This window comes from Verrucomicrobiota bacterium JB022, assembly GCA_030673845.1.
In the GTDB taxonomy this organism is placed as follows: domain Bacteria; phylum Verrucomicrobiota; class Verrucomicrobiia; order Opitutales; family Oceanipulchritudinaceae; genus WOUP01.
The window spans coordinates 283,929-304,052 of the sequence record JAUTCQ010000017.1 but is presented as its reverse complement, the minus strand read 5'-3'; the positions used below and the strand labels follow the sequence as shown (position 1 = coordinate 304,052).

General features: G+C 61.3%; 20 protein-coding genes. 9 read left to right on the top strand and 11 right to left on the bottom strand.

Features of this window, described 5'->3' with window-relative positions:
• Nucleotides 1-17 precede the first annotated feature (17 nt).
• Both Q7P63_14050 and panC read right to left on the bottom strand, forming a co-directional pair.
• Nucleotides 18-659, bottom strand: coding sequence for a hypothetical protein (locus Q7P63_14050; GenBank protein MDP0501213.1), 642 nt, complete (start codon nucleotides 657-659; stop codon nucleotides 18-20).
• Nucleotides 660-790: 131 nt separating this feature from the next.
• The gene (gene panC, locus Q7P63_14045; GenBank protein MDP0501212.1) at nucleotides 791-1,633 is read right to left on the bottom strand and encodes a pantoate--beta-alanine ligase; all 843 of its coding nucleotides are present in this window, start codon (nucleotides 1,631-1,633) and stop codon (nucleotides 791-793) included.
• Nucleotides 1,634-1,950: 317 nt separating this feature from the next.
• Between panC and Q7P63_14040 the strand changes: the two genes are divergently transcribed.
• Together Q7P63_14040 and Q7P63_14035 are read left to right on the top strand one after the other, a co-directional pair.
• Nucleotides 1,951-3,177, top strand: coding sequence for an LL-diaminopimelate aminotransferase (locus Q7P63_14040; protein MDP0501211.1), 1,227 nt, complete (start codon nucleotides 1,951-1,953; stop codon nucleotides 3,175-3,177).
• 9 nt (nucleotides 3,178-3,186) lie between these two features.
• Nucleotides 3,187-3,777 (top strand): hypothetical protein, encoded by a 591-nt coding sequence (locus tag Q7P63_14035; GenBank protein ID MDP0501210.1) that lies wholly within the window; start codon nucleotides 3,187-3,189, stop codon nucleotides 3,775-3,777.
• Here the strand turns inward: Q7P63_14035 and Q7P63_14030 are convergent.
• Nucleotides 3,774-4,628, bottom strand: coding sequence for an SDR family oxidoreductase (locus Q7P63_14030; GenBank protein MDP0501209.1), 855 nt, complete (start codon nucleotides 4,626-4,628; stop codon nucleotides 3,774-3,776). The genes Q7P63_14035 and Q7P63_14030 overlap by 4 nt on opposite strands.
• Nucleotides 4,629-4,751: 123 nt before the next feature.
• Between Q7P63_14030 and Q7P63_14025 the strand changes: the two genes are divergently transcribed.
• Nucleotides 4,752-5,138: a helix-turn-helix domain-containing protein gene (locus Q7P63_14025; GenBank protein ID MDP0501208.1), complete on the top strand. Its 387-nt coding sequence runs from the start codon at nucleotides 4,752-4,754 to the stop codon at nucleotides 5,136-5,138.
• A gap of 242 nt (nucleotides 5,139-5,380) precedes the next feature.
• Here Q7P63_14025 and Q7P63_14020 read toward each other — a convergent pair whose 3' ends face one another.
• On the bottom strand, nucleotides 5,381-5,788 hold the full coding sequence (locus Q7P63_14020; GenBank protein ID MDP0501207.1) for a DoxX family membrane protein: 408 nt from the start codon (nucleotides 5,786-5,788) through the stop codon (nucleotides 5,381-5,383).
• Between the two features lie 27 nt (nucleotides 5,789-5,815).
• Entirely contained in the window at nucleotides 5,816-6,718 is a 903-nt protein-coding gene (locus Q7P63_14015; protein ID MDP0501206.1) for a LysR family transcriptional regulator, read from the bottom strand.
• A 76-nt stretch (nucleotides 6,719-6,794) separates the two neighbouring features.
• On the opposite strand from Q7P63_14015, the gene Q7P63_14010 reads away from it, so the two are divergent.
• Both Q7P63_14010 and Q7P63_14005 read left to right on the top strand, forming a co-directional pair.
• Nucleotides 6,795-7,202, top strand: a complete 408-nt coding sequence (locus Q7P63_14010) for a CidA/LrgA family protein (GenBank protein ID MDP0501205.1) — start codon at nucleotides 6,795-6,797, stop codon at nucleotides 7,200-7,202.
• The gene (locus Q7P63_14005; protein MDP0501204.1) at nucleotides 7,192-7,869 is read left to right on the top strand and encodes an LrgB family protein; all 678 of its coding nucleotides are present in this window, start codon (nucleotides 7,192-7,194) and stop codon (nucleotides 7,867-7,869) included. Before Q7P63_14010 ends, Q7P63_14005 begins: the two co-directional genes overlap by 11 nt.
• Before the next feature lie 2 nt (nucleotides 7,870-7,871).
• Here Q7P63_14005 and Q7P63_14000 read toward each other — a convergent pair whose 3' ends face one another.
• The 6 genes from Q7P63_14000 to Q7P63_13975 all read right to left on the bottom strand — a co-directional run bounded on the left by Q7P63_14000 (nucleotide 7,872) and on the right by Q7P63_13975 (nucleotide 14,783).
• Nucleotides 7,872-8,423 (bottom strand): HEPN domain-containing protein, encoded by a 552-nt coding sequence (locus tag Q7P63_14000; protein ID MDP0501203.1) that lies wholly within the window; start codon nucleotides 8,421-8,423, stop codon nucleotides 7,872-7,874.
• Nucleotides 8,424-8,426: 3 nt separating this feature from the next.
• Nucleotides 8,427-9,584 (bottom strand): DUF262 domain-containing protein, encoded by a 1,158-nt coding sequence (locus tag Q7P63_13995; GenBank protein MDP0501202.1) that lies wholly within the window; start codon nucleotides 9,582-9,584, stop codon nucleotides 8,427-8,429.
• 146 nt (nucleotides 9,585-9,730) lie between these two features.
• Complete coding sequence (locus tag Q7P63_13990) at nucleotides 9,731-11,260, bottom strand: RidA family protein (GenBank protein MDP0501201.1); 1,530 nt, start codon at nucleotides 11,258-11,260, stop codon at nucleotides 9,731-9,733.
• A gap of 3 nt (nucleotides 11,261-11,263) precedes the next feature.
• Complete coding sequence (gene amt, locus Q7P63_13985) at nucleotides 11,264-12,613, bottom strand: ammonium transporter (protein ID MDP0501200.1); 1,350 nt, start codon at nucleotides 12,611-12,613, stop codon at nucleotides 11,264-11,266.
• 38 nt (nucleotides 12,614-12,651) lie between these two features.
• The gene (locus Q7P63_13980; protein ID MDP0501199.1) at nucleotides 12,652-13,194 is read right to left on the bottom strand and encodes a cytochrome c; all 543 of its coding nucleotides are present in this window, start codon (nucleotides 13,192-13,194) and stop codon (nucleotides 12,652-12,654) included.
• Between the two features lie 20 nt (nucleotides 13,195-13,214).
• Nucleotides 13,215-14,783, bottom strand: a complete 1,569-nt coding sequence (locus tag Q7P63_13975) for a flavin monoamine oxidase family protein (protein ID MDP0501198.1) — start codon at nucleotides 14,781-14,783, stop codon at nucleotides 13,215-13,217.
• A gap of 221 nt (nucleotides 14,784-15,004) precedes the next feature.
• On the opposite strand from Q7P63_13975, the gene Q7P63_13970 reads away from it, so the two are divergent.
• From Q7P63_13970 to Q7P63_13955, 4 genes are all read left to right on the top strand, one after another.
• Nucleotides 15,005-16,147 carry a histidinol-phosphate transaminase gene (locus tag Q7P63_13970; protein ID MDP0501197.1) on the top strand — a complete coding sequence of 381 codons (1,143 nt, stop codon included), beginning with the start codon at nucleotides 15,005-15,007 and terminating at the stop codon, nucleotides 16,145-16,147.
• 283 nt (nucleotides 16,148-16,430) lie between these two features.
• Nucleotides 16,431-17,573, top strand: a complete 1,143-nt coding sequence (locus tag Q7P63_13965; GenBank protein ID MDP0501196.1) for a histidinol-phosphate transaminase — start codon at nucleotides 16,431-16,433, stop codon at nucleotides 17,571-17,573.
• A gap of 77 nt (nucleotides 17,574-17,650) precedes the next feature.
• Nucleotides 17,651-18,793, top strand: a complete 1,143-nt coding sequence (locus Q7P63_13960) for an aminotransferase class I/II-fold pyridoxal phosphate-dependent enzyme (protein MDP0501195.1) — start codon at nucleotides 17,651-17,653, stop codon at nucleotides 18,791-18,793.
• Between the two features lie 106 nt (nucleotides 18,794-18,899).
• Complete coding sequence (locus Q7P63_13955; GenBank protein MDP0501194.1) at nucleotides 18,900-20,060, top strand: histidinol-phosphate transaminase; 1,161 nt, start codon at nucleotides 18,900-18,902, stop codon at nucleotides 20,058-20,060.
• Nucleotides 20,061-20,124: the final 64 nt, after the last annotated feature.

Here is a 20,124-nt window from a genome sequence, read left to right as displayed (position 1 = left end):
CGTGCCTGTCAAGATGACTAGGCGCGGCTCGCCAACTGGCGGCGGCGCAACACCAAACCCAGACCCGCCACGAGCGGCAGGGCCAAAGCGGTAACGGCGGGCTCCGGAATGGCTGCCGTCGTCACCGTAAGCGTCAATACGGTCGATGTCCCGTTAGTAAAGATATCGGACGTCGTCCCGTCGAAGTGAATCGCAAAGTAGTCGAGGCCTTCATCCACGGCGGTCTGGAACAGATCCGTCAAATCGAGGGAGTTGAACGCGCCGCCCTGCACGGTCATAATCTCGGAAGCTACCGTATTGGGTGCGGAGACATGAAAGCCAAGCGTGCCTTCGGAGTCGAACAGCGTGACCAGCAGGTTTTCGTCCAGAGCCGAGCCACTGATCGTGAATTCAAGCTTAACCGATTCGATTTGCGTCCCAGGAGCGTAAGACGAGATGTCTTGCTGGAAGTAGGACTTGGCGTTGTCCAGCGACAAACCCGGGTGGTAGGACGACCCAAAGGCGGTCACATAGCCGTTGCCTGTAAAAGTCTGCGAGCTGCTGAAGTCGGAGGTGGGCCCGATGTAGCCCAGCGTGTAGACGCTGACGGCTTGAGCCTGAGCGACGTTCGCGAGGATGGAGCTAACCAAGGCGAGAAACAGGACAAGAGTCTTCTGCATGGAAAAGTTGGAACGAGTTGAACAAAGGTGTGAGATCAACGCGTTGAAAAATGTCCTCTCTGAACGAAAAGACAACCAAATTTCCTAGGCCTAATAGCCCATTGAAAACTTAGTATTCACCCCCAAGTAACCTACAACTCCATATTGTCGAGCAGGCGAACTTCGTCGCACCAGACGCTGGTGATGATCAAGGTCTGGCCGGGAACGATCTGGCGCTCGAACTCCATCGTGTGCTTGTTGACGGCGTGCACGTAGATCACACGCAGGCGGCGGATCTGCGAGATGTGGTAGGTCACCTCGGCCAGCACGCGGTCGACGTTGCGGATGCCGTTGTCGACGAGTTCACGGCCTTTCATCAGCGCCTGATAGACGATGCGGGCATCGCGGCGCTGGAATTCGTTGAGGTAGGTGTTGCGGGCGCTGCAGGCGAGGCCGTCGGGCTCACGCACGGTAGGGCCGACGACGATTTCGACCGTAAAGTTGAGGTCTTCGACCATCTTGGCGATCGCGGCGGCCATCTGCGGGTCCTTGCGGCCGTAGATGGCCTGGTCGGGGCGCACGATGTTGAAGAGCTTGGCGTGGCAGGTGCAAACGCCCTTGAAGTAGTGCGGGCGCGAGATGGCGCAGAGGCCGCTGGCACGCTTGTCTTCCGTCACCGAGCTGGAGAAGCCCGCCGGGTAGATTTCTTCTTCCTTGGGCAGGAAGACCACGTCGACCTTGGCCTCGCGGCAGAACTGGAGGTCGCGCTCCCGATCCCGCGGGTAGCGGGCGAAGTCTTCGTTGGCGCCAAACTCCTTGGGGTTCACGAAGCACGACACCACCACCACGTCGGCCTGGTCCTGAGCGAGTTGAATCAGGCTCAGGTGGCCCGCGTGCAGGTAGCCGCTGGTCGGGACAAAGCCGATCAGCTTGCCTTGGTGGCGCAGTCTCACGGCAAGGGACTGCATTTCGTGCACGGATTCGATGACTTGCATGGGTGTCCTCTGAAGGATTTTGGCCAACTACCCCGGTGACGGTAAACCTTTGGCTAGCCGATGCTCAAGCTTTCAAAGCGATTATTGAGAATAAAAGTCAAAAAGAGAGAGCAGAGAGAAATGGAACAGGAGTTAAAAGGAGTGAAAAAGAGTCTTCCCGAGTCAGTTGCGCACTTACGCGCCGCCTCCCCGCCAAAGGCTCATTCACTCAGCTTGTTCTGGACTCCTTTTTACTCCTTTTAACTCCTGTTCATCTTAATTGCCTTCCTTCCCGGTCTTGCCTTTCGGGCCGGGGTGCCTACGGTGGCAGGTTCGCCATGATCCGGATCAATCCGAACTACCAGAAGCTGCAGGCTTCCTACCTTTTCAGCAATATTGCCCAACGCGTTGCCGCCTATCAAAAGGCCAACCCCGACAAGCCCCTGATCAAGATGGGCATTGGCGACGTGACGGAGCCTTTGCCCGAGGTGTGCCGCACCGCCCTCAAGCAGGCGGTCGACGAAATGGGCACGCGCGACGGCTTCCACGGCTACGGCCCCGAGCAGGGCTACGCGTTCCTCCGCGAAGCCATCGCCGAGCATGAATTCCAGGCCCGCGGCTGCGACATCAGCGCCGACGAGATCTTCGTCTCCGACGGCTCGAAGTGCGACAGCGGCAACATTCAGGAGATCTTCGGCACCGACATCGCCGTGGCCGTGCCCGATCCGGTCTACCCTGTGTACGTGGATACGAACGTGATGGCGGGCCGCACCGGTCGCTTCATCGACGGTCGCTACGAAGGCCTGACCTACCTCGACTCGACGGCGGACAATGGCTACACGCCCGACCTGCCCGAGACCCCGGTCGACCTGATCTACCTCTGCTTCCCCAACAACCCGACCGGCGCCATCGCCACCAAGGAGCAGCTGAAGCGTTGGGTGGACTACGCCCGCCAGAACCGCGCGCTGATCCTCTTCGACGCCGCCTATCAGGCCTTTATCCAGGACGAAAACCTGCCGCGCTCGATCTACGAGATCGAAGGCGCCAAGGAGTGCGCAATCGAGTTCCGCAGCTTCTCCAAGAACGCGGGCTTCACCGGCACGCGCTGCGCCTTCACCGTGGTGCCGCAAGACCTCGTGGCCTACGACCCGGACAACAACCCCGTGCCGCTGCGCCAGCTCTGGAACCGCCGTCACAGCACGAAGTTCAACGGCGTGTCCTACCCCGTGCAGCGCGCGGCAGCCGCCATCTACAGCCCCGAGGGCAAGCAACAGGTGCAGGCCCTGATCGACGGCTACATGGCCAATGCCCGCAAGATCCGCGAGACCATGATCGAGCTGGGCTACGACTGCGTCGGCGGCGATCACGCCCCTTACGTCTGGATCCAGACCGGCGGCAAGTCGTGGGACTTCTTCGACAAGCTGCTCAACGAAGCGGGCGTCGTCTGCACCCCTGGTGCCGGCTTTGGCAAGTGCGGCGAAGGCCACATCCGCCTCAGCGCCTTCAACACTGCCGAAAAGACCGAGCAGGCACTGAAGCGCATCCGCGAAGTCCTCGCCCGCTAAGGCAGACCCATGCGCGGACTGCGGTCCAGTTTAACGCCCCAGCTGGCAGCCTTCGGGTTGCTCTGGGGCTTTTTTGCAGGCTGCGCCCAATCTGGCGGCAACCAGACGGTGCCCATGGGCTCGGCCAAGATTCGTCGCGTCGAGCCGCAGCGAGAGGAGGTAATGGTGCCTCCGCCAGCCCCGCCACCCCCGGTCAGCATCGTGCGCGAACCGGAAGTGGCGACGCCTGAGCCCGAACCCGAGCCGCTCGTGGAAGCCGCACCGGCGCCGGTGCCGGAACCTGAACCCAAGCCGGTGGTGCCGCTGGCGGTCGTCATCCGCATCGCAGCGGAAGAAGCCCCCGAGCCGGTGGCGGACCCGATCCCGGTCTTCCCGGCGCATGCCGATCTCGAAGCCCTCGCCGGTGGGCGCGCGAGCTTTCTGCTCACCGTTGCGCCCAGCGGCGAAGTGACAGGGGCCGAGCTGATCGAAACGACCCATTACGGCCTGATCGAACCCAGCCGCACAGCCCTGCTCCAGCGCCGCTACGACCCGGAAGATCTGCCACCCGCCGAAGGCCAGTTGGTGAGCTACCAACTGGTGGCGACGGTGGTGTTTTAGGCCTGTAGCGCCTGCGATATGGTGGCGCTGAGGGGAGTGGTCGGGCGGCCGATCAGTTGGCTGAGCACCTGGCGGTCGTCGAACAAGGCCCCTTGAGCGGCTCCGGCGTCCCAACCCGCAATCGCCTGCGCCAGATCGGTCGGTAAGCCTGCCTGAGACAACACGGCGGCGTATTCAGCCTCCGGCAAGTTTACGTATGGCACGTCTTTGCCCGACTGGCGTGAGATTTCGGCGGCCAGCTCGGTTAGCGTATAAGCCTCGTCGCCCGCCAGCTCGAAGGTCTGGTTGGCGGTCAAGTCCTGCGTCAACGCCACGACCGCCGCCGCCGCATAATCGGCGCGCGCCGCCGAGGCGATCCGGCCTTCCCCGGCGCTGCCCACAAAGGCCCCGTGCGCCAACGCCGTCGGGACCGAGCCCGCGTAATTTTCGCTATACCAGCCGTTGCGCAGGATGACGTAAGGCACCCCAGAGGCCTTCAGCGCCTGCTCGGTCGCCAAGTGCTCAGGGGCAAGGCTGAGCGGGGACGTATCGGCCTTCAGCAGACTGGTGTAGACCAGCAGCGACACACCGGCTTCCTTGGCCGCATCAATCGCGTTCTGGTGTTGGCGGGCGCGCTGGCCGATCTCGTTGGACGAGATGAGCAGCACCTTTTGCACGCCTTGGAAGGCCGCGACCAGCGAGGCCTTGTCGTTGTAATCACCGGCGCGCACCGTCACGCCCTGGGCGGAGAGGTCGGTGGCCTTGGCCGGGTTGCGGACCACGGCCACGACTTGCGCGGCGGGGACTTGAGCGAGCAGTTGCTCGGTTACATGGCGGCCGAGTTGGCCAGTTGCAGCAGTAATGGCAATCATCTTGATCTCCTTTAGTTCTTTTTGGTAACTTATGCACCAGATGATACCAAAGACCTCTTACCCGCACAAGAAGGGTCTTTTTCGTAACCCGGTTACCGCTGGGTAACCAAAGCCATTTTGCCCATGAGCCTGCAGTTTCCTCCCATTACCGACGACGCCAGCCCCTGCCCCATCCGCAATGTCCTCGACTGCGTGGGCGACAAATGGAGCGTGCTTGCGCTGGCCGGCATGTCTTCCGGCACCATTCGTTTCAGCGATCTACGGCGCGCGATTGGCGACATCTCGCCGCGCATGCTGGCCAAGACGCTGCGCACACTGGAGCGCGACGGCTATGTGAGCCGCGAAGCCTTCCCCACCGTGCCCCCGCGCGTGGACTACAAGCTGACAGGCCTCGGGGAATCGCTGGTCGGCGTGCTGACGCCGCTGGTGGAGTGGGCCGATACGCACTACCCCGAAGTGAGGAAGGCCCGGGCGGCCTATGTGCCCCCGCCCTCCCCCGAGGCGCTTTAGTGCATTATAGGCGTCTGCGTGGCAGCCCTCCGGGGTGCTTCGTTCTTCGAACGGCTACCTGCAGTGTCGGTTCGGCTTGCGAACCTCAACTGCAGGCTATCGAGCTGGCATCCCTCCGGGATGATGCATCATCCAGCAAGCCAGAGGCTTGCCAGCTCTTTGCGCGGGGTTGAGGTCCGCATCAGCGGACCGACACCCCGGGTCCCTTTAGGAATAGAAAGGCACCCCCTCCCCGAGGCGCTTTAGTCTCGCCGCCCTATCAGAAAGCCGGCGTGGCGGGCGGTCGCGAGCAGGACGACGTAAAAGGCGAGGTAAACCATCTGCGTGCCGGCGGCGCTCCAGTTCTGGATCAGGCAGGCACCGGTGATGAGCAGGATCATGTGGGCGGCACCGACGATCAGCGTGGGCCGCAGCCAGAGGCCGAGCACCAGGAGAGTGCCGATCAGGACCTCCCCCAGCACGATGAGGTAGCTGGTGGCGTAGACGAGGCCGCCGGGCAGGATCGTTTGCGCAAAGTTTTCCTGCATGGTGGCGGCAAAGCTGCCGAGCGTGGGCAGGCGGGTGTAGCCGTGGAGGGCGATGTTGATTCCGAGCCCCCAGCGGGCCAGCGAGTGAGCGAGGCGGTAGTCCTGATTCGCGAGCGAAGCCATGTTTAGCCGAGGCGCCAGCAATGCGGATTATTCCCGGTGAGAGTGGCTGTGCTTCTTCACCTTCTCGGTCGCGAGATCGAGCCAACGAGTCGCGGCGGGCGAGAGCGTGGACCCGCGCCGCCACATCAGCCCGAGGCGCCAGCGCAGGTCGGCCTCGTCGATCAGCGCGGTGCGGACGGGCAGGTTGCTGCGGGATTCGACTTCGAGGCGCGGCAGCATGGAGACGCCCAAGCCGGTCGAGACGAGCGCTATGATGAAGTCGGCATGGCCGCCGCGGGTGGCGACGTTGAGGCTGAGCCCGCGTTGGCGGCAGGCCCTCATCAGGATCGCGTTGAGCACGAAGCCATATTCGAAGAGGATAAAGGGGCTTGCCGCCAGCTCCCGCAGCTTCACGGTGTCGCGGCCCGCCAGCGGGTGCCCGAGCGGCAACAGCGCCACGAGCGGCTCGTCGACCAGCAGGCGCCAGTCGAGGTCTTCGGGCACCGGGTCGAGGGTCGCGCCCATTTCGATTTCGCCGCCCCGCACCAGCTCCTCCAGGTGACGGCTGCCCTGCTCCCGCAGCTCGATCTCGATGGCCGGGTAACGCTGCCGGTAAGCCGCCACCATGGGCGCGAAGAGCACGCTGCTGCCCAAGGTCGGCAGGCCCAGCCGCAAGCGCCCCGTCTGCAGGCCCTTGAGCGCAGCCAGCTCGGCCAGCAAGTGATCGCGCTCGGCCAACATGGCCACGGCTCGCTTCATCACCGTCTCGCCCGCATCGGTCAGGCGCACGCCTTCCCCCAGCCGGTCGAGCAACCGGGCGCCGCACTCGTGCTCCAGTTGGCCCAGCGCCTTGCTCACGGTCGGCTGGGTCGTTCCCAGCACGCGGGCCGCCGCCGAGAAGCCTCCCTGGCGCACCACCTCGACCAGACATTCCAAATGTCGCAGCTCCATTCGATTCCCATATGGAATAGACAACATTCCTTCAATTCATTTCTGGAATCCAAAGGACGCTGGTATAATGCGCGGCATGGAATCCTCCATCTGTTCTGCAACCACGCGCAAGCGTCTACACTCATGCCTGCCGTGGGTCCAGGCCGCCGCGTTGATCGCGCTCTGGTGGCTGGCCCAGACCCTTGCCACGGCGCTGCATTGGCCCATCCCGGGCAGCCTGCTGGCGCTCGTGATCCTGTGGCTCGCGCTCGACCGCGGGCTCGTGCGGCTCGACTGGTTCGAGCACGGCGCGGACAACCTGCTGCGGCACCTGATGCTGTTCTTCGTGCCCGCCATGCTCGCCGCCGTCGACCACCCGGAGTTCCTGAGCCTGCTGGGGGTCAAGCTGTTGGTAACGGTGCTCCTGAGCACGCTGATCGTGATGTGCGGCACTGCCTGCGTCGTCGAGGTCGGCCTTCGCCTGCATCGCGCCCATGCTCGCTAAAGCCCTTTTCTGGTGCGTCTGCACCCTCGCGATCTATCTCGCGGCCCGGCGCCTGCATCGGTGGCAAGGCAAGTGGTGGAGCTCCCCCCTGCTCGTAACCTGGGCGGGCTGCGGGCTGCTCATCCTCGCCTCGCGCACCTCGTATCACGACTACCTGAGCGGCACCCACTGGCTGGTGTGGCTGCTCGGCCCGGCGACGGTCGCCTTTGCCATCCCCATGCACCGCCACCGCGCGCTGATTCGCCGCCACTGGCAGCTGATGTGCGTGGGCGTGGCCGTGGGCAGCATTCTGGCGGTCTCCAGCGCGTGGGGCCTCGCCTATGTCTTCGATCTTTCGCCTGAGCTGCGGGCGAGCCTGTTGCCGCGCTCGGTGACAACCCCGCTAGCGATGGACGCTTCCCTGCGCCTCGGCGGCATCCCGGAGCTGACGGCGGTCTTCACTGCGCTGACAGGCCTTTTCGGCGCTGCCGTAGGCGAGACGCTGCTGCGCTACCTGCCCGTGCGCTCGCCTCTGGCCCGCGGTGCCCTCTTTGGCATGGGCGCACACGGTGCGGGCGTGGCCAAGGCCCTCGAAATCGGCCAGGAAGAGGGCGCGATCGCCAGCCTGATCATGATCTTCGCCGGTCAGGTGACGGTCATCGCCGCAGCCGTGGTGGCAGGGATGTAGGATTAAGCCCCTTTTTCCTGTTCAGCGACAAAGTTCTTCATGCATACAGGAATTCGCTCAACAAAGCGTATTGCCTTGCAATATAAATCATAGACCTCTTCAACATTTTTTTCCATAACAAACTCTCCGAAGTTTTGATGTACGAGACGATTACGGTCGTTCCCCAACTCCAGGAAAGCTCGAATTGAAGTTCGAAGATCTTCGTCATTATTACAACAGTCTTTCATGTAATCCTTAAATCCGTCGCCAAATAGCGCAAAAAAGGCGTTGGCGTTCTTTGATTCCCAGGCAAAGAAGGTGTGATAATTTCGGCTTAACGCTTTATTCTTAAAGAATTCAATAATCAGGACGTCCGATGGCGAGCGCCTCTCCACTTCATCTACAAGAATACTGGTGATCTTTTTCTCAAAGTAAGACGCAGCAGCTAAGAGAAGCGTCTTCCCAAAAACATCAACGGCTGTAACTTTCAACGAAGGCGATTTGACGTCGATTTCCTTCTGCAGAAGAGAGAAATCCTCCATCAACCTGTCAACGATTGTTGGCTGATGGTTCATACCCTAAAGCGAGGTGATAAAATGCCGACCGCGCTCCAGCCGAATGGTTAAGTTTGAAGTATGAGTGGAAGCCTTAGTTGCAGCCTCGACAAAGGTCTCATCTTTGGCCAGCTCCTCGATTTCATCAATTTCAAGCATCCCATTCAACAATCTCCGTTCTGCGAATGCTTGCTGTGAAGCTGCTGTAAAGACAGCCTCAACAAGCGCGATACTGAAGCGACCGGTTTTACGGCTCAAAAATGCGCGATCCGGAAGATTACCACATGCCGCAATGAACGAGTTAAAAAGCCCAATTAAGTAAGCATTCATTTCTTCATCATTCTGCTGACACTTCCGTGAAAACTGATTTAGAAACTTCACCATTGAAGACGAATAGTTTTGATGATCAATAAGCACCGCGAAAAGCCGTAACATCACCTCAACATCCTTCAAGTGGAGATCAGGTGTATCATTGGACAAGATCCTCCGCCACCCCTCACTCATATTCATCCTCATTAGGATATCATAAAAAGCTGAATGATAGAGACTCAACCGAATTTCTTGAGGCGTTAAGTTTACACCTCCAGAGTTTAACCTGCTAAATATCTCAAAGACCGATGAATCATCGCCCTCGGGCGAGTTTTGTCTAACAACGACATTACGTATAGGCCTTAAATCAAACTGAACCTTGAATTCTCCGAGCGTTGAATATGACTTACCAGAATATGGGTTCTTTTTCTCAGGAAGCCGTCCAGGAAGAGAAAGACGAAAATTTGAAAAATATTCATCATCGTGAAGGATGTCGTCTGGAATTCCTCCATTTTCTTCAAATATAGCCCGCAATTCCCCGCGTTTTTCTTTTCTCGGATATCTCTGCTTCTTAAAATAATAGATTGACATCAATCGCTGTTGTCCGTCGATAACGAGAAACTTATTTCTAGCCTGCTCGTAGAGAAACAACTGGGGCACTGGGAGCCCTAATATTAGAGATTCAATCAACTTCGATGACCGCTTAATGTCCCAAACAAAGTTACGCTGAAAGCCTGGAATAGAGACCGCACCGGACTCTACAAAACTAAACAAAGTCGCAACATTAAAATCATTGGGAGTCGACGTAATATCATACTCCCTTACAAGAAGGTCTTCATCTTCAGAGTAATCCTCAAACCATTCGCTTTCCATAGTTACTAATTGGGTTTAACCCTTCCTACACAAACAAAAACAAAAGATAAAGACCTAAACCTCATTCACCCCTAAAAAACCCGGTCGGGTGGACCGACCGGGTTTGGATGGATTTGCGCGAGATCTATGTGTTTCTGCTATGAAAGCTACTCGTCGGCGATGACGGCCTGGACTTCCAGCTCCACGCGGTAGCCACCGGGGAGGGAGACCACCGGGAGGGTGGTGACGGCCGGGTTCACCTCGCCGAGGTTCTCCTGGAAGAACTTTTCCCACGCCGTGATCTCCTGCTGCATCTGGATCGCGTTGGAGTCGTAGACGAGGTAGGCGCGCACGGCGGTAATGTCTTCCTTGGTGGCACCCGCGAGGGCGAGGCGGCGCTCCACCCCTTCCAGCGCGCTGGCGAGCTGGGCTTCGAGCGGCTCTTCGGCTGAAGTCGAGGCAATGGTGCCACTGAGCCAGAGCATGCGACCGTCTTTGCTCACGCGGGTCCCGCGTCCACCGACGGCGCCTTGCGTGCCGAGACCGCCGGCTTCACCCACGGTTTCGCGGATGTCACCTTCCTTGGCCTCCGGGTAAGCGGCGTAGAACTCGATGGAGAGGTACTGCTTCTTGCCGGTGAGGCCGGGGGCCGACATGAGGGTCCGCGTCGGGCGGTTCGGGTTCTTGTCGTTGTTGAAGAACTCGCCGTAGGTCTTGTTGAAGCTGGAGAAGCTATGACCGATCGAGGTCCGCGGGTCGGGATAAACGATGGTGCGGACGAAGAACACGTCTTCGTAGCCAAGGCCGGCTTCCTGCAGCGTCTGGCTCATCTCCTTGAAGATCGAAGCGGTCTGCTGATCGACGGTGCCGAACATCTGGAGCGCGGGCGGCGCGTTGGGCATGAGGGGGGCCGGGCGCACCTGGGCGGAGAAAAACAGATCGGTGCCGGGCGCGGTGGCCTTGCCGGTGCTCATGACCCACGAGGGGCGGCCATAAGAGAGCCAGTTTTCACTCGTCTCGGTGCGACTGAGGCGCTGGTGGCGCTTATCGAACCAGCTACCTTCGTCGAACGGGCCGCGACCGTCGGGGAAGGCTACCACGAACTCGACTTCGACCCGGTAATCGGGGTTGAAGAGGCGCGTGATGCCCAGCGTGGTGCGGGCGGGCACGTGCGGGTTGTGCCAGGTGCCGAAGAACTCCATGAAGGCCTTGTTCCAGGCCGCGAAGTCGGGCTCCTCGCCGTCGTCACCCACGATGTAGGCGCGGACGTTGACGACGTCGCGCAGGCTGAGGCCCACTTCGCTGAGGTCGCTCTGCAAGGTCGAGAGGACTTGGCGGGACTGCGAGTAGGTATCGCCGTAGCGGTCGTCGGTGCTCGTGCGGGCAATCTCCTTCGTGCGTGGGCTGGCCGTGACGCCCCAGGTGAAGAAGTAGCTGGAGCCGGGCGCGACTTCCACCAGCTCGGCGTAAGGCAGCTCTGGGTTGGTGTGGCTGGTGACGTTGCTGTTCTGCCCTTGGGAGAGCAGCGCGAGCACAAGCCGGATCACGACGGCGGTAGCAAAGACGCCGAGCACGAGCCACGGGGAGAAGCCGGGAAAGAGCTGCCATTTGCTCTTCTTGGCACCCGCCGGCTTTTTCGACTCCGGCGGGGTGGACTGCGCGGGGGCAGTGGTTTCGGAAGTTGTCGTTTCTGGCATGGTTTAACCCTCCAGGGAGTAGGCTTCCTGGCCGTGTTCGGCGAGGTCGAGGCCCTCTTCTTCTTCCTCCGGCGCGACGCGCACGCCCCAGGTGATGCGGATGAGGAAGAAGACGATAAAGGCAAAGGCGAAGGCGAAGATCGAGTAGCTGAGGGTGCCGAGCAGCTGCGTGAGCAGGTTGGCCCCTCCGAAGAAGCCGACCGCAATCGTACCCCAGCTACCGCACACCCCGTGCACGGCCACCGCGCCCACCGGGTCGTCGACCTTGAACTTGTCGAGCAGGACGACCGCCACGACCACGAGCACACCACCCACCGCGCCGACGGCCATCGCGCCGTAGGGCATCATGTAGTCGGCACCGGCGGTGACGCTCACGAGGCCCGCGAGCATGCCGTTGAGGATCATCGAAAGGTCGGGCTTCTTTACGATCACTTGCGTCGCGATCATGCAGGTGAGGCCGCCCGCCGCGCCGCCGAGGCAGGTGTTGACCAGAACGAGGCTGATCATCTCGGGGTGGGCGCTGAGCACGGAGCCGCCGTTGAACCCGAACCAGCCAAACCAGAGCAGGAATGCACCCATCGTTGCCATCGGCATGCTGTGGCCGATGATCGGCTTGATGCCATCCTTGCTATACTTGCCGAGGCGCGGCCCGAGCTGGAGCACGCAGGCGAGTGCGGCAAAGCCGCCGAAGGCGTGGACGACGCTGGAGCCTGCAAAGTCGTGAAACTCCTGACGGTTGAGCCAGCCGCCGTCCTGCCAGGTCCACGAGCCCGCGATGGGATAGGCGAGGCCGACCATGAAGATGGTGAGGATCATGAACGCACCCAGCTTGATCCGCTCGGCCACGGCACCGGAGATGATGGTGGCGGCGGTGGCGGCAAACATGCCCTGGAAGAGGAAATCGGTCCAGTAGGTGTATTCGGCGTAGAGCGGCGTCATCAGGTCGAAGTAGTCGTCCGGATTGGCGCCGAGGCCGAAGCCGAGCCGCATGAAGCCGTTGAAATCCGTGCCCGGGTACATCGTGCGGTAGCCGATGAGGGCGTAGAGGATGAGGCCCGAGGTGATTACGAACACGTTCTTGTAGAGAATGTTGATCGTGTTCTTCCTGCGCGTGAGGCCGGCCTCGAGCGAGGCAAAGCCCAAGTGCATGATAAAGACCAGGGCGGTGCAGATGAGAATCCACGCGTTGCTGATCGTGAAGAACGAATCGTTGTGCAGCGTGACTTCCAGAAACTCGTCGTAGGTCTTCTGGTCGATATAGCGCGCGGCAATGAGCGAGGGCGAGGCGAGCAGGAGGCTCAGCCCCACCCCGACACGGGCGGCACGGGTGTTGAGTGAAGAGGCGAGGGACATCTTGTAAATCGGGTGAGAGGGAGGTCGTGCCGCGCTTCTCAGGAAGCGGGCTTCTCCTGGTGGCTGAAGAGGTATGCCACGATCGCGTCGATCACGTCGGGCTCGATCATGGCTTCCCAGGCCGGCATGCCGCCGTCGGGATAGCCCTTGCGGATGATGTGGGCGACCCCGTCGGGGCCGTCGCCATAGTGCCACACCGGGTCGAAGAGGTTGCTGGGCGCGTCACCCGTGGTGGCCGGGCCGCCGTGGCAGGAGAGGCAGAACATGTTGTACTGCGCCTCGCCGTTTTCGACGACTTCGGGCAGGGCGGCGAGTTGGTAATACATCGAGCCGCCCCCACCCTGCGAATCCCCGCCAGACGAAGCGGCCAGCGCCTTCAAGTCGAGCCGACCGCCCCCGTGGCCCTGTCGGGCCCAGGTGAGGTAGGTGCCGGTCTTCGGGTCGTGACGACCGAGCGGCGACGTCTCGGGCGGCACGGCGATCCAGAGCATGATCTGGAGGCAGAGGGCGACGCCGACTACGGCGACCCATACCTTCCAGCACTGCCAAGGTTCACGTCGGGTGGAAATCGGGTGGGACATCTTCGGAAAACGGGTGGAAATCAGGCCGCTTGGATGCGGTCGTAGATGCTCTTGACGGTGAGGCGGGCGGCTTCAAACGCGCCTGCCTGCCAGCCGCCGAGGTGGGTGGCCCAGCTGGCGGCGATGTAGGTCTCCTGCTCCGGCTTGATCAGCAGCGGGTAGAAGGTCTTCATCATCGCCTTCGGGAAGTGGGCGAGGCAGCCTTCGATGTGAGGCGTGGTCGACCAGTTGAAGCTGACGGCGTTGTCGAACTCCTTGCGGTACTGCGGGTGGATCTTCTCACCTTGGGAGAGCGCGAACTCGAGGCGCTCTTCCGGGGTCTTGCGGCCAAGCTCGTCGGAGACGGGGCCGAAGATGTAGTAGCCCACGAGCACGCCCTTCTTTTCGTAGAAGCCTTCGCTCGGGTAATAGATTTCGCCGATCGGCTGGTTGGTCCAGGTAATGCCGCCAAAGATGCGGTCGTCTTCTTCCCAGAAGCGGCGCTTGAACTGGAGGCCGATGCGGTTGCTGTTCTGGAAGGGCACCACGTTGAGCGTGTTCTTCAACATGGGCGAAAAATCATTCGGCAGCTTGCGGAGGATCGTCGGCGGGATGGTGACGATGCCGAAGTCGCCCGTGATTTCCTTGTCGACGCCGTTTTCTTCGTAGACGACGCGGATACCAGGGTTGGTGTGGCGGAATTCTTTCACCTTGGCGCCCAGAATGATCTTATTGCTCACCTGTTTGGCCAAGGCGTGCGCAATATTGTCCATCCCGCCCACGGGTGTAAACATTTGCGCCTGGTACTCGTATTCATTGGCGCGGTGGAAAAACTTCCAGACTTCGGACTGCAGGAGCGCGTCCATCTTGTTGGGCTCGCCCATCTCGCCCTCCTGGAGACCGGCGCCGGGCCAGACGTCGAAACCGCGTCGCGTGCCGCCGCTAAAGCGGTTGCCGCGGCCCAACTGGCCCTCGTAGGTGAGGAAGTCGAGCAGACGCTCCTTGTCTTCGGCGGAGAGCGGCTGGTCGAGCTTGTCCTGGTCGACGCACTTGGCGAGCAGCTCGGCGGCATAGCCCCGCAGGTCGGCCTTGGCCTCGCGCTGGCGGATGCGTTGACCACTCAACGGGCCGAGGCCTTCGCCTTCGTTGTAGAACCAGGCGTTTTCGTTGACGGCGAGGAAAGGCTGGATCGGCACCCCCAGCTCGCGGCAGTAGTCCATCGTCACGTGCCACTGCGGGAAGCGGGCCGGGCCGGGGTTGAAGTACTGGCCTTCGTCGAACTGGCAGGTCTGTTTGTAACCGTTGGTCTCCTCGATCACATCGCCTTTGCGGATGGTGATGCAGCGGCCGCCAACCTTGGCGCGCGGCTCGATGATCACGCTCTCGATCCCCAGCTTCTGGAGCTCGTAGGCGGCAGTGAGGCCGGCAATACCGGCCCCGAGGATGACGACTTTCTTGGCTTTGCGGGAATCGACCGGGGTGAGCCCGTCGAGCGCAACTCCCTGGCCGCTGGCTCGCGACATGAGGCCCAGCGCCGTGAGACCGGCGAGGGCACCGCCACCAAGGCGCATTACGAACTCACGCCGCGTCAGGGGGGTAGGAAGAGACATATTCAATGACTGAAAACGAGGTTGAAAATGGATGCGGCCCAAAATGGACCGCGTTCGGGACGGCTGGCTCTACAGCGGGAAGGATGCCAACCCCGCCGTAGAGTAAACTTGAACAATTACGCGCACTTTCACTCAACATCACTAAACAAAATAATGCGTCGGCACACCCAATGCTCTAGGGATAGGCGCATTTAATGTGCATTTTTAACCAATCCAGCGAGATGCTCACCCACTTCCATTCCGTAAATCGTCTTCCGCTCTTCCGCACCGGCTCGCTGCTGGCGCTCCTGGCCCTCGGCGCCAGCCCGCTACGCGCACAGCACGAGATCAGCGACGACGCCGAACAGGCGCCGGTGATGATCAACTACAACGAAAACGCCTTCGGCTACTCCCAGATGGCCCAGATGGCGATCATGCAGAAGCTGCAGGGCGCCAACCGCTACGCCGCGGCCGAATCCCAGGAGCTGCAGCAGACCTTGGCCGCCGACGAAAAGGTAAAGACCGACCACCTGCTCGTCACCGCCGGCAGCGGAGCCGTGCTGACCATGACCGGCCTCGCTTACGGGGAGCCGGGCAAGAACGTGATCACCACCCAGCCGGGCTACACCGACTTGACGGACGCCTTCGTCTCGGCCGGCGGGGAGGCCAAGTATGTGCCGCTCAACGACAAGCTGCAGTACGACCTCGCCGCGATCAAGCAGGCCATCGACGCCGACACCAAGGTCGTCTACATCTGCAACCCGAACAACCCGACCGGCACCATCGTCAACCCGCTGGAGCTGACCCAGTTCATCCTCTCCGCGCCCAAGGACGTGCTGATCTTTATCGACGAAGCCTACCTCGACCTCGCACCGGGGGGCCTCGAAAAGAACTCAATGGTCAAACTCGTCTCGCAGCGCCCCAACCTGATCGTGGCCCGCACCTTCTCCAAGGTCTACGGCATGGCGGGCCTGCGCATCGGCTATGGCGTGGCCCAGCCCCAGACGCTGGAAAAGCTGCGACCCTACTTCCAGGGTGGGCCCTCGATCCTCAGCGCAGTGGCTGCCACGGCCGCAGTCCAGGATACCGACTTCTACAACTACAGCGTCGAGAGCTATACGCAGGTGCGCGAGATGGTGAAAAAGCGCCTCGATGAGATGGGCATCGAATACGCCGACCCGAACGGCAGCTTCATTTTTATCCACACCGGCGTGCCGATCCAGGAGCTCAACGCCAAGCTGGAAGAGCAGAACGTGATCATCGGTCGCCCCTTCCCGCCCCTGCTCGACTGGGCCCGCGTCACCCTGGGCACCCCGGAGGAGATGGAAATCTTCCTCGAAGCCTTCGAGCGCGCGATGAAGGATCTGGGCAAGCTCGCCGCCTGATCAATTTTACTCAACAAGCTTTTTGATCACGCGACCACCCCTGCCTTGCCGCTCTGCGGCGGGCGGGGGTTTTTTTTGTCCACCCACCGTTGAGCGAAAGCGAGCATCCGCCCTCAGCCCTCTAATCAAGGCGATTCAGCCCTATAATACCGGTGTGGCACCGGGTAGAGCACTCAACGCAAGCCATTCCCTCAACAAATACTCAACATTAGGGATTCAACCGGCACGACCTGTGCTCAAAGGACTGTCGATCAACCGATCCCTTTTAACAAAACCGAAAAAGATGTCCACCGATACACTCAACTTCCGTCTCCCCCGCTGGCTCCGGATGAGCGGCCTGCTGGCCTCTCTGGCGCTGATCGCGGCCCCGGTCTTTGCCCAACACGAAATCAGCGACGACGCCGAGCGCGCGCCCGTCAAGATCAACGGCAATGAAAACGCTTTCGGCTACTCGCAGATGGCTCAAATGGCCATCATGCAGAAGCTCCAGGGCGCCAACCGCTATGCGGCTGCTGAAGCGGTGGAACTCCAGAATGCCATCGCCGCCCGTGAAGGCGTGCCCAGCAACCATGTGATCCAGACCGCCGGCAGCGGCCCCGTGCTCGTCATGACGGCCCTGGCCTACGCCAAGCCCGGCAAGAATATCGTGACGGTCACCCCTGGCTACACCCAGCTGTCGCGCGCCTTCGAGGCCCACGGCGGCACCGTCAAGGAAGTGCCGCTCAACGACAAGCTGCAGTACGATCTCGCCGCCGTGAAGGCCGCGATGGACGAAAACACCGCCATCGTCTACATCTGCAACCCAAACAACCCGACCGGTACCATCATCAACCCGCTGGAGCTGACCCAATTCGTCCTCTCCGCGCCCAAGGATGTGCTCGTGTTTGTCGACGAAGCCTACCTCGAGCTGGCCCCCGGCGGCCTGGAAAAGAACTCGATGGTCAAGCTCGTCAAGCAGCGTGAAAACATGATCGTGGCCCGCACCTTCTCCAAGGTCTACGGCATGGCCGGCCTGCGCGTCGGCTACGGTGTGGCACAACCCGCCACCCTCGACAAGCTGCGCCCCTACCACATGGGCGGGCCCTCCATCCTCAGCACCGTGGCCGCCACCGCCGCCCTGCAAGACACGGACTTCTTTAGCTACAGCGTCGAGAGCTACACCTCCGTGCGCGACATGGTGAAGAAGCGCTTCGACGAAATGGGCCTCAAGTATGCCGACCCGAATGGCAGCTTCATCTTCGTCCAGACCGGCGTGCCGATTGAAGAGCTGCAAGCCGCGATGGAAGCTGAAGACGTGCTCATCGGTCGCCCCTTCCCGCCCATGCTCGACTGGGCCCGGATCAGCATCGGGACCGAAGAGGAAATGCAAGTCTTCCTCGAAGTCTTCGAGCGCGTGATGAAGGAAAAAGGCAAACTAGCTGCCTAAAACTTTCCATCCAGGCGGAGCGGGTTTTCCTCGCTCCGCTTTTTTTTTCGTCTCTCCATCCAACCACTCAACACAAGATGTCCCCGCACTTGAAGAGTCTCCACCTCCTCCGCCGGCTGCAGCAAAGCAGCCTGCTCGCGGCCTTCTCTCTGGTCGCCGCACCGCTGTTTGCGCAGCACGAAATCAATGACGAGGCCGAGCGCGGCCCCGTCAACATCTCGATCAACGAGAACGCCTTTGGCTATTCGCAGATGTCGCAGATGGCCATTATGCAGAAGCTCCAAGGCGCCAATCGCTACCCGCGCGAAGAAGCGATGGCCTTGCAACAGGCGCTGGCCGCCCGCGAAGGCTTGCCCGCCAACCACATCATCCAGACCGACGGCAGCGGCCCGGTACTCTTGATGACGGCCATGGCCTACGCCGAACCCGGCAAGAACGTCGTCTCCTCCACGCCTGGCTATACGCAGCTGACGGACTCGTTTGTGCAGCAGGGCGGCGAGTTCAAGTCGGTGCCGCTCAACAGCAAGCTCGAAGTCGACTTGAAGGCGATCAAGGCGGCGATGGACGAAAACACTGCCATCGTCTACATCTGCAACCCGAACAACCCGACCGGCACGGTGCCCAACCCGATCGAGTTGAGCCAGTTCATCCTCTCCGCCCCCAAGGACGTGCTGATCTTTATCGACGAGGCTTACCTGGAGCTGGCTCCGGGCGGGCTGGAAAAGCACTCGATGGCCAAGCTGGTCAAACAGCGCGAAAACCTGATCGTCTCCCGCACCTTCTCCAAGGCATGGGGCCTCGCTGGCCTGCGCATCGGCTACGGGATCGCCCAGCCGCAGGTCCTCGAGAAGCTTGAGCCCTACCACATGCAGTATCCGTCGATCCTCAGCGCCGTGGCCGCCGTGGCCGCAATCGAGGACCAGGACCACTTCGCTTACAACGTCGAGCAGTATCACAAGGTGCGCGACGAATTTAAGGCCAAACTGGACGCCTGGGGCCTGAAATATGCTGAACCCAACGGCAGCTTCATCTTTGTGCACACCGGCGTGCCGATCGAAGAACTGCAGGCCGATATGGCCGCCGAGCAGGTCCTGATCGGTCGCCCCTTCCCTCCCCTGATGGACTGGGCCCGCATCAGCATCGGCTCGGAGGAAGAGATGGCCGTCTTCTACGAGGTCTTCGAGAAGGTGATGAAGCAGAAAGGCAAGATTTCTACCTGATCTCGCGCCGCTGCCCGCCCTCCTCGCGGCAGTGCCGCGCCTCAGTTAACGGTCGCCTTTCCTGGCGGCCGTTTCTATTTTTAAAACCCATTCCCGATTCTCACGCATGGACTTCCCCACCCTTTCCCGTCGTCGCTGGCTTCAACTCTCGGGCGGCACTCTGCTCGCCGGCGCCCTTGGCAGCCGCCTGGGCGGCCAAGCCACCGCCACCAACCCCAATACGCCTGCGGCCGCGCCCGATGCCGGCCTGATCGCCCGCTACCCGGATCTCAAATACATCAACCTGGCGGGCAATGAAAACCCGCACGGGCCCTCCCGCCGCGTCGTCCAGGCCATCTTCAACGCCACCCCGGAGAGCTGCCGCTACCCCTGGCGCGAAGAGTCGATCCTGCGCGACGACATTGCGGCGCTCGAGGGCGTGCAGCGCGAGAACATCGTGCTGGGCAACGGCTGCGACGAGATTCTGGGCCTGACGGGCTTTGCCTACGGCCACCCCGGCGCCACGCTGATCGCGACCGAGCCCACTTACCTGTGGCTGATGGAGTGCGCGGAGAAGATGGGCGCCCACGTCGAATGGATCCCCCATCGCGAGAGCGACATGAAGCACGACCTCGCCGCGATGGAGGCCAAGGTGGATAGCGCGACGAGCCTCGTCTACGTCTGCAACCCCGATACACCCAGCGGCACACGCCACGGGCCCGCCGAGATCGAGGGTTTTATCCGCCGCGTCACCCCCGGCACGACGGTGTTCCTCGACGAGGTGTATCTGGACCTCGACGATGAGTTTCGCCAGCAGACGATGGTGCCGCTGGTCAAGGAGGGCCTGCCGGTGATCATCGGTCGCTCTTTTTCGAAGATGCACGGGCTGGCCGGCCACCGCCTCGGCTACGCCATCACCACACCCGAGATCGCCAAGCGGCTGGAGCACTTCAAGATGTCGAGCCCCAACTGGCTGGGCGTGGCAGCGGCCCGCGTGAGCTTGCGCGACGACAGTTTTCACCAGCTTTCGCGCCGCCTGATCCGCGAAGAGCGTACGCGGTATACGCAGCTACTCGACGAGTTGGGCCTGCGCTACACGCCCTCGCATGGCAATTTCGTCTTCCACGAGATCAAGATGCCGATCCGCGACTACGAGGCCGCGATGAAGGAAGAAGGCCTGCTCATTGGCCGCCCCTTCCCGCCTTATGAAGACTGGTGCCGCACCAGCATGGGCAATCGCCGAGAGATGGATCAGTGCGAGCGGGCGATGCGGAAGATTTTCGGCTGATTTTTGACATCAGCGGCATCCTACCGGCTCCAGTCTGGCTAAAAGTAAACAGTTGAGCAAAGAT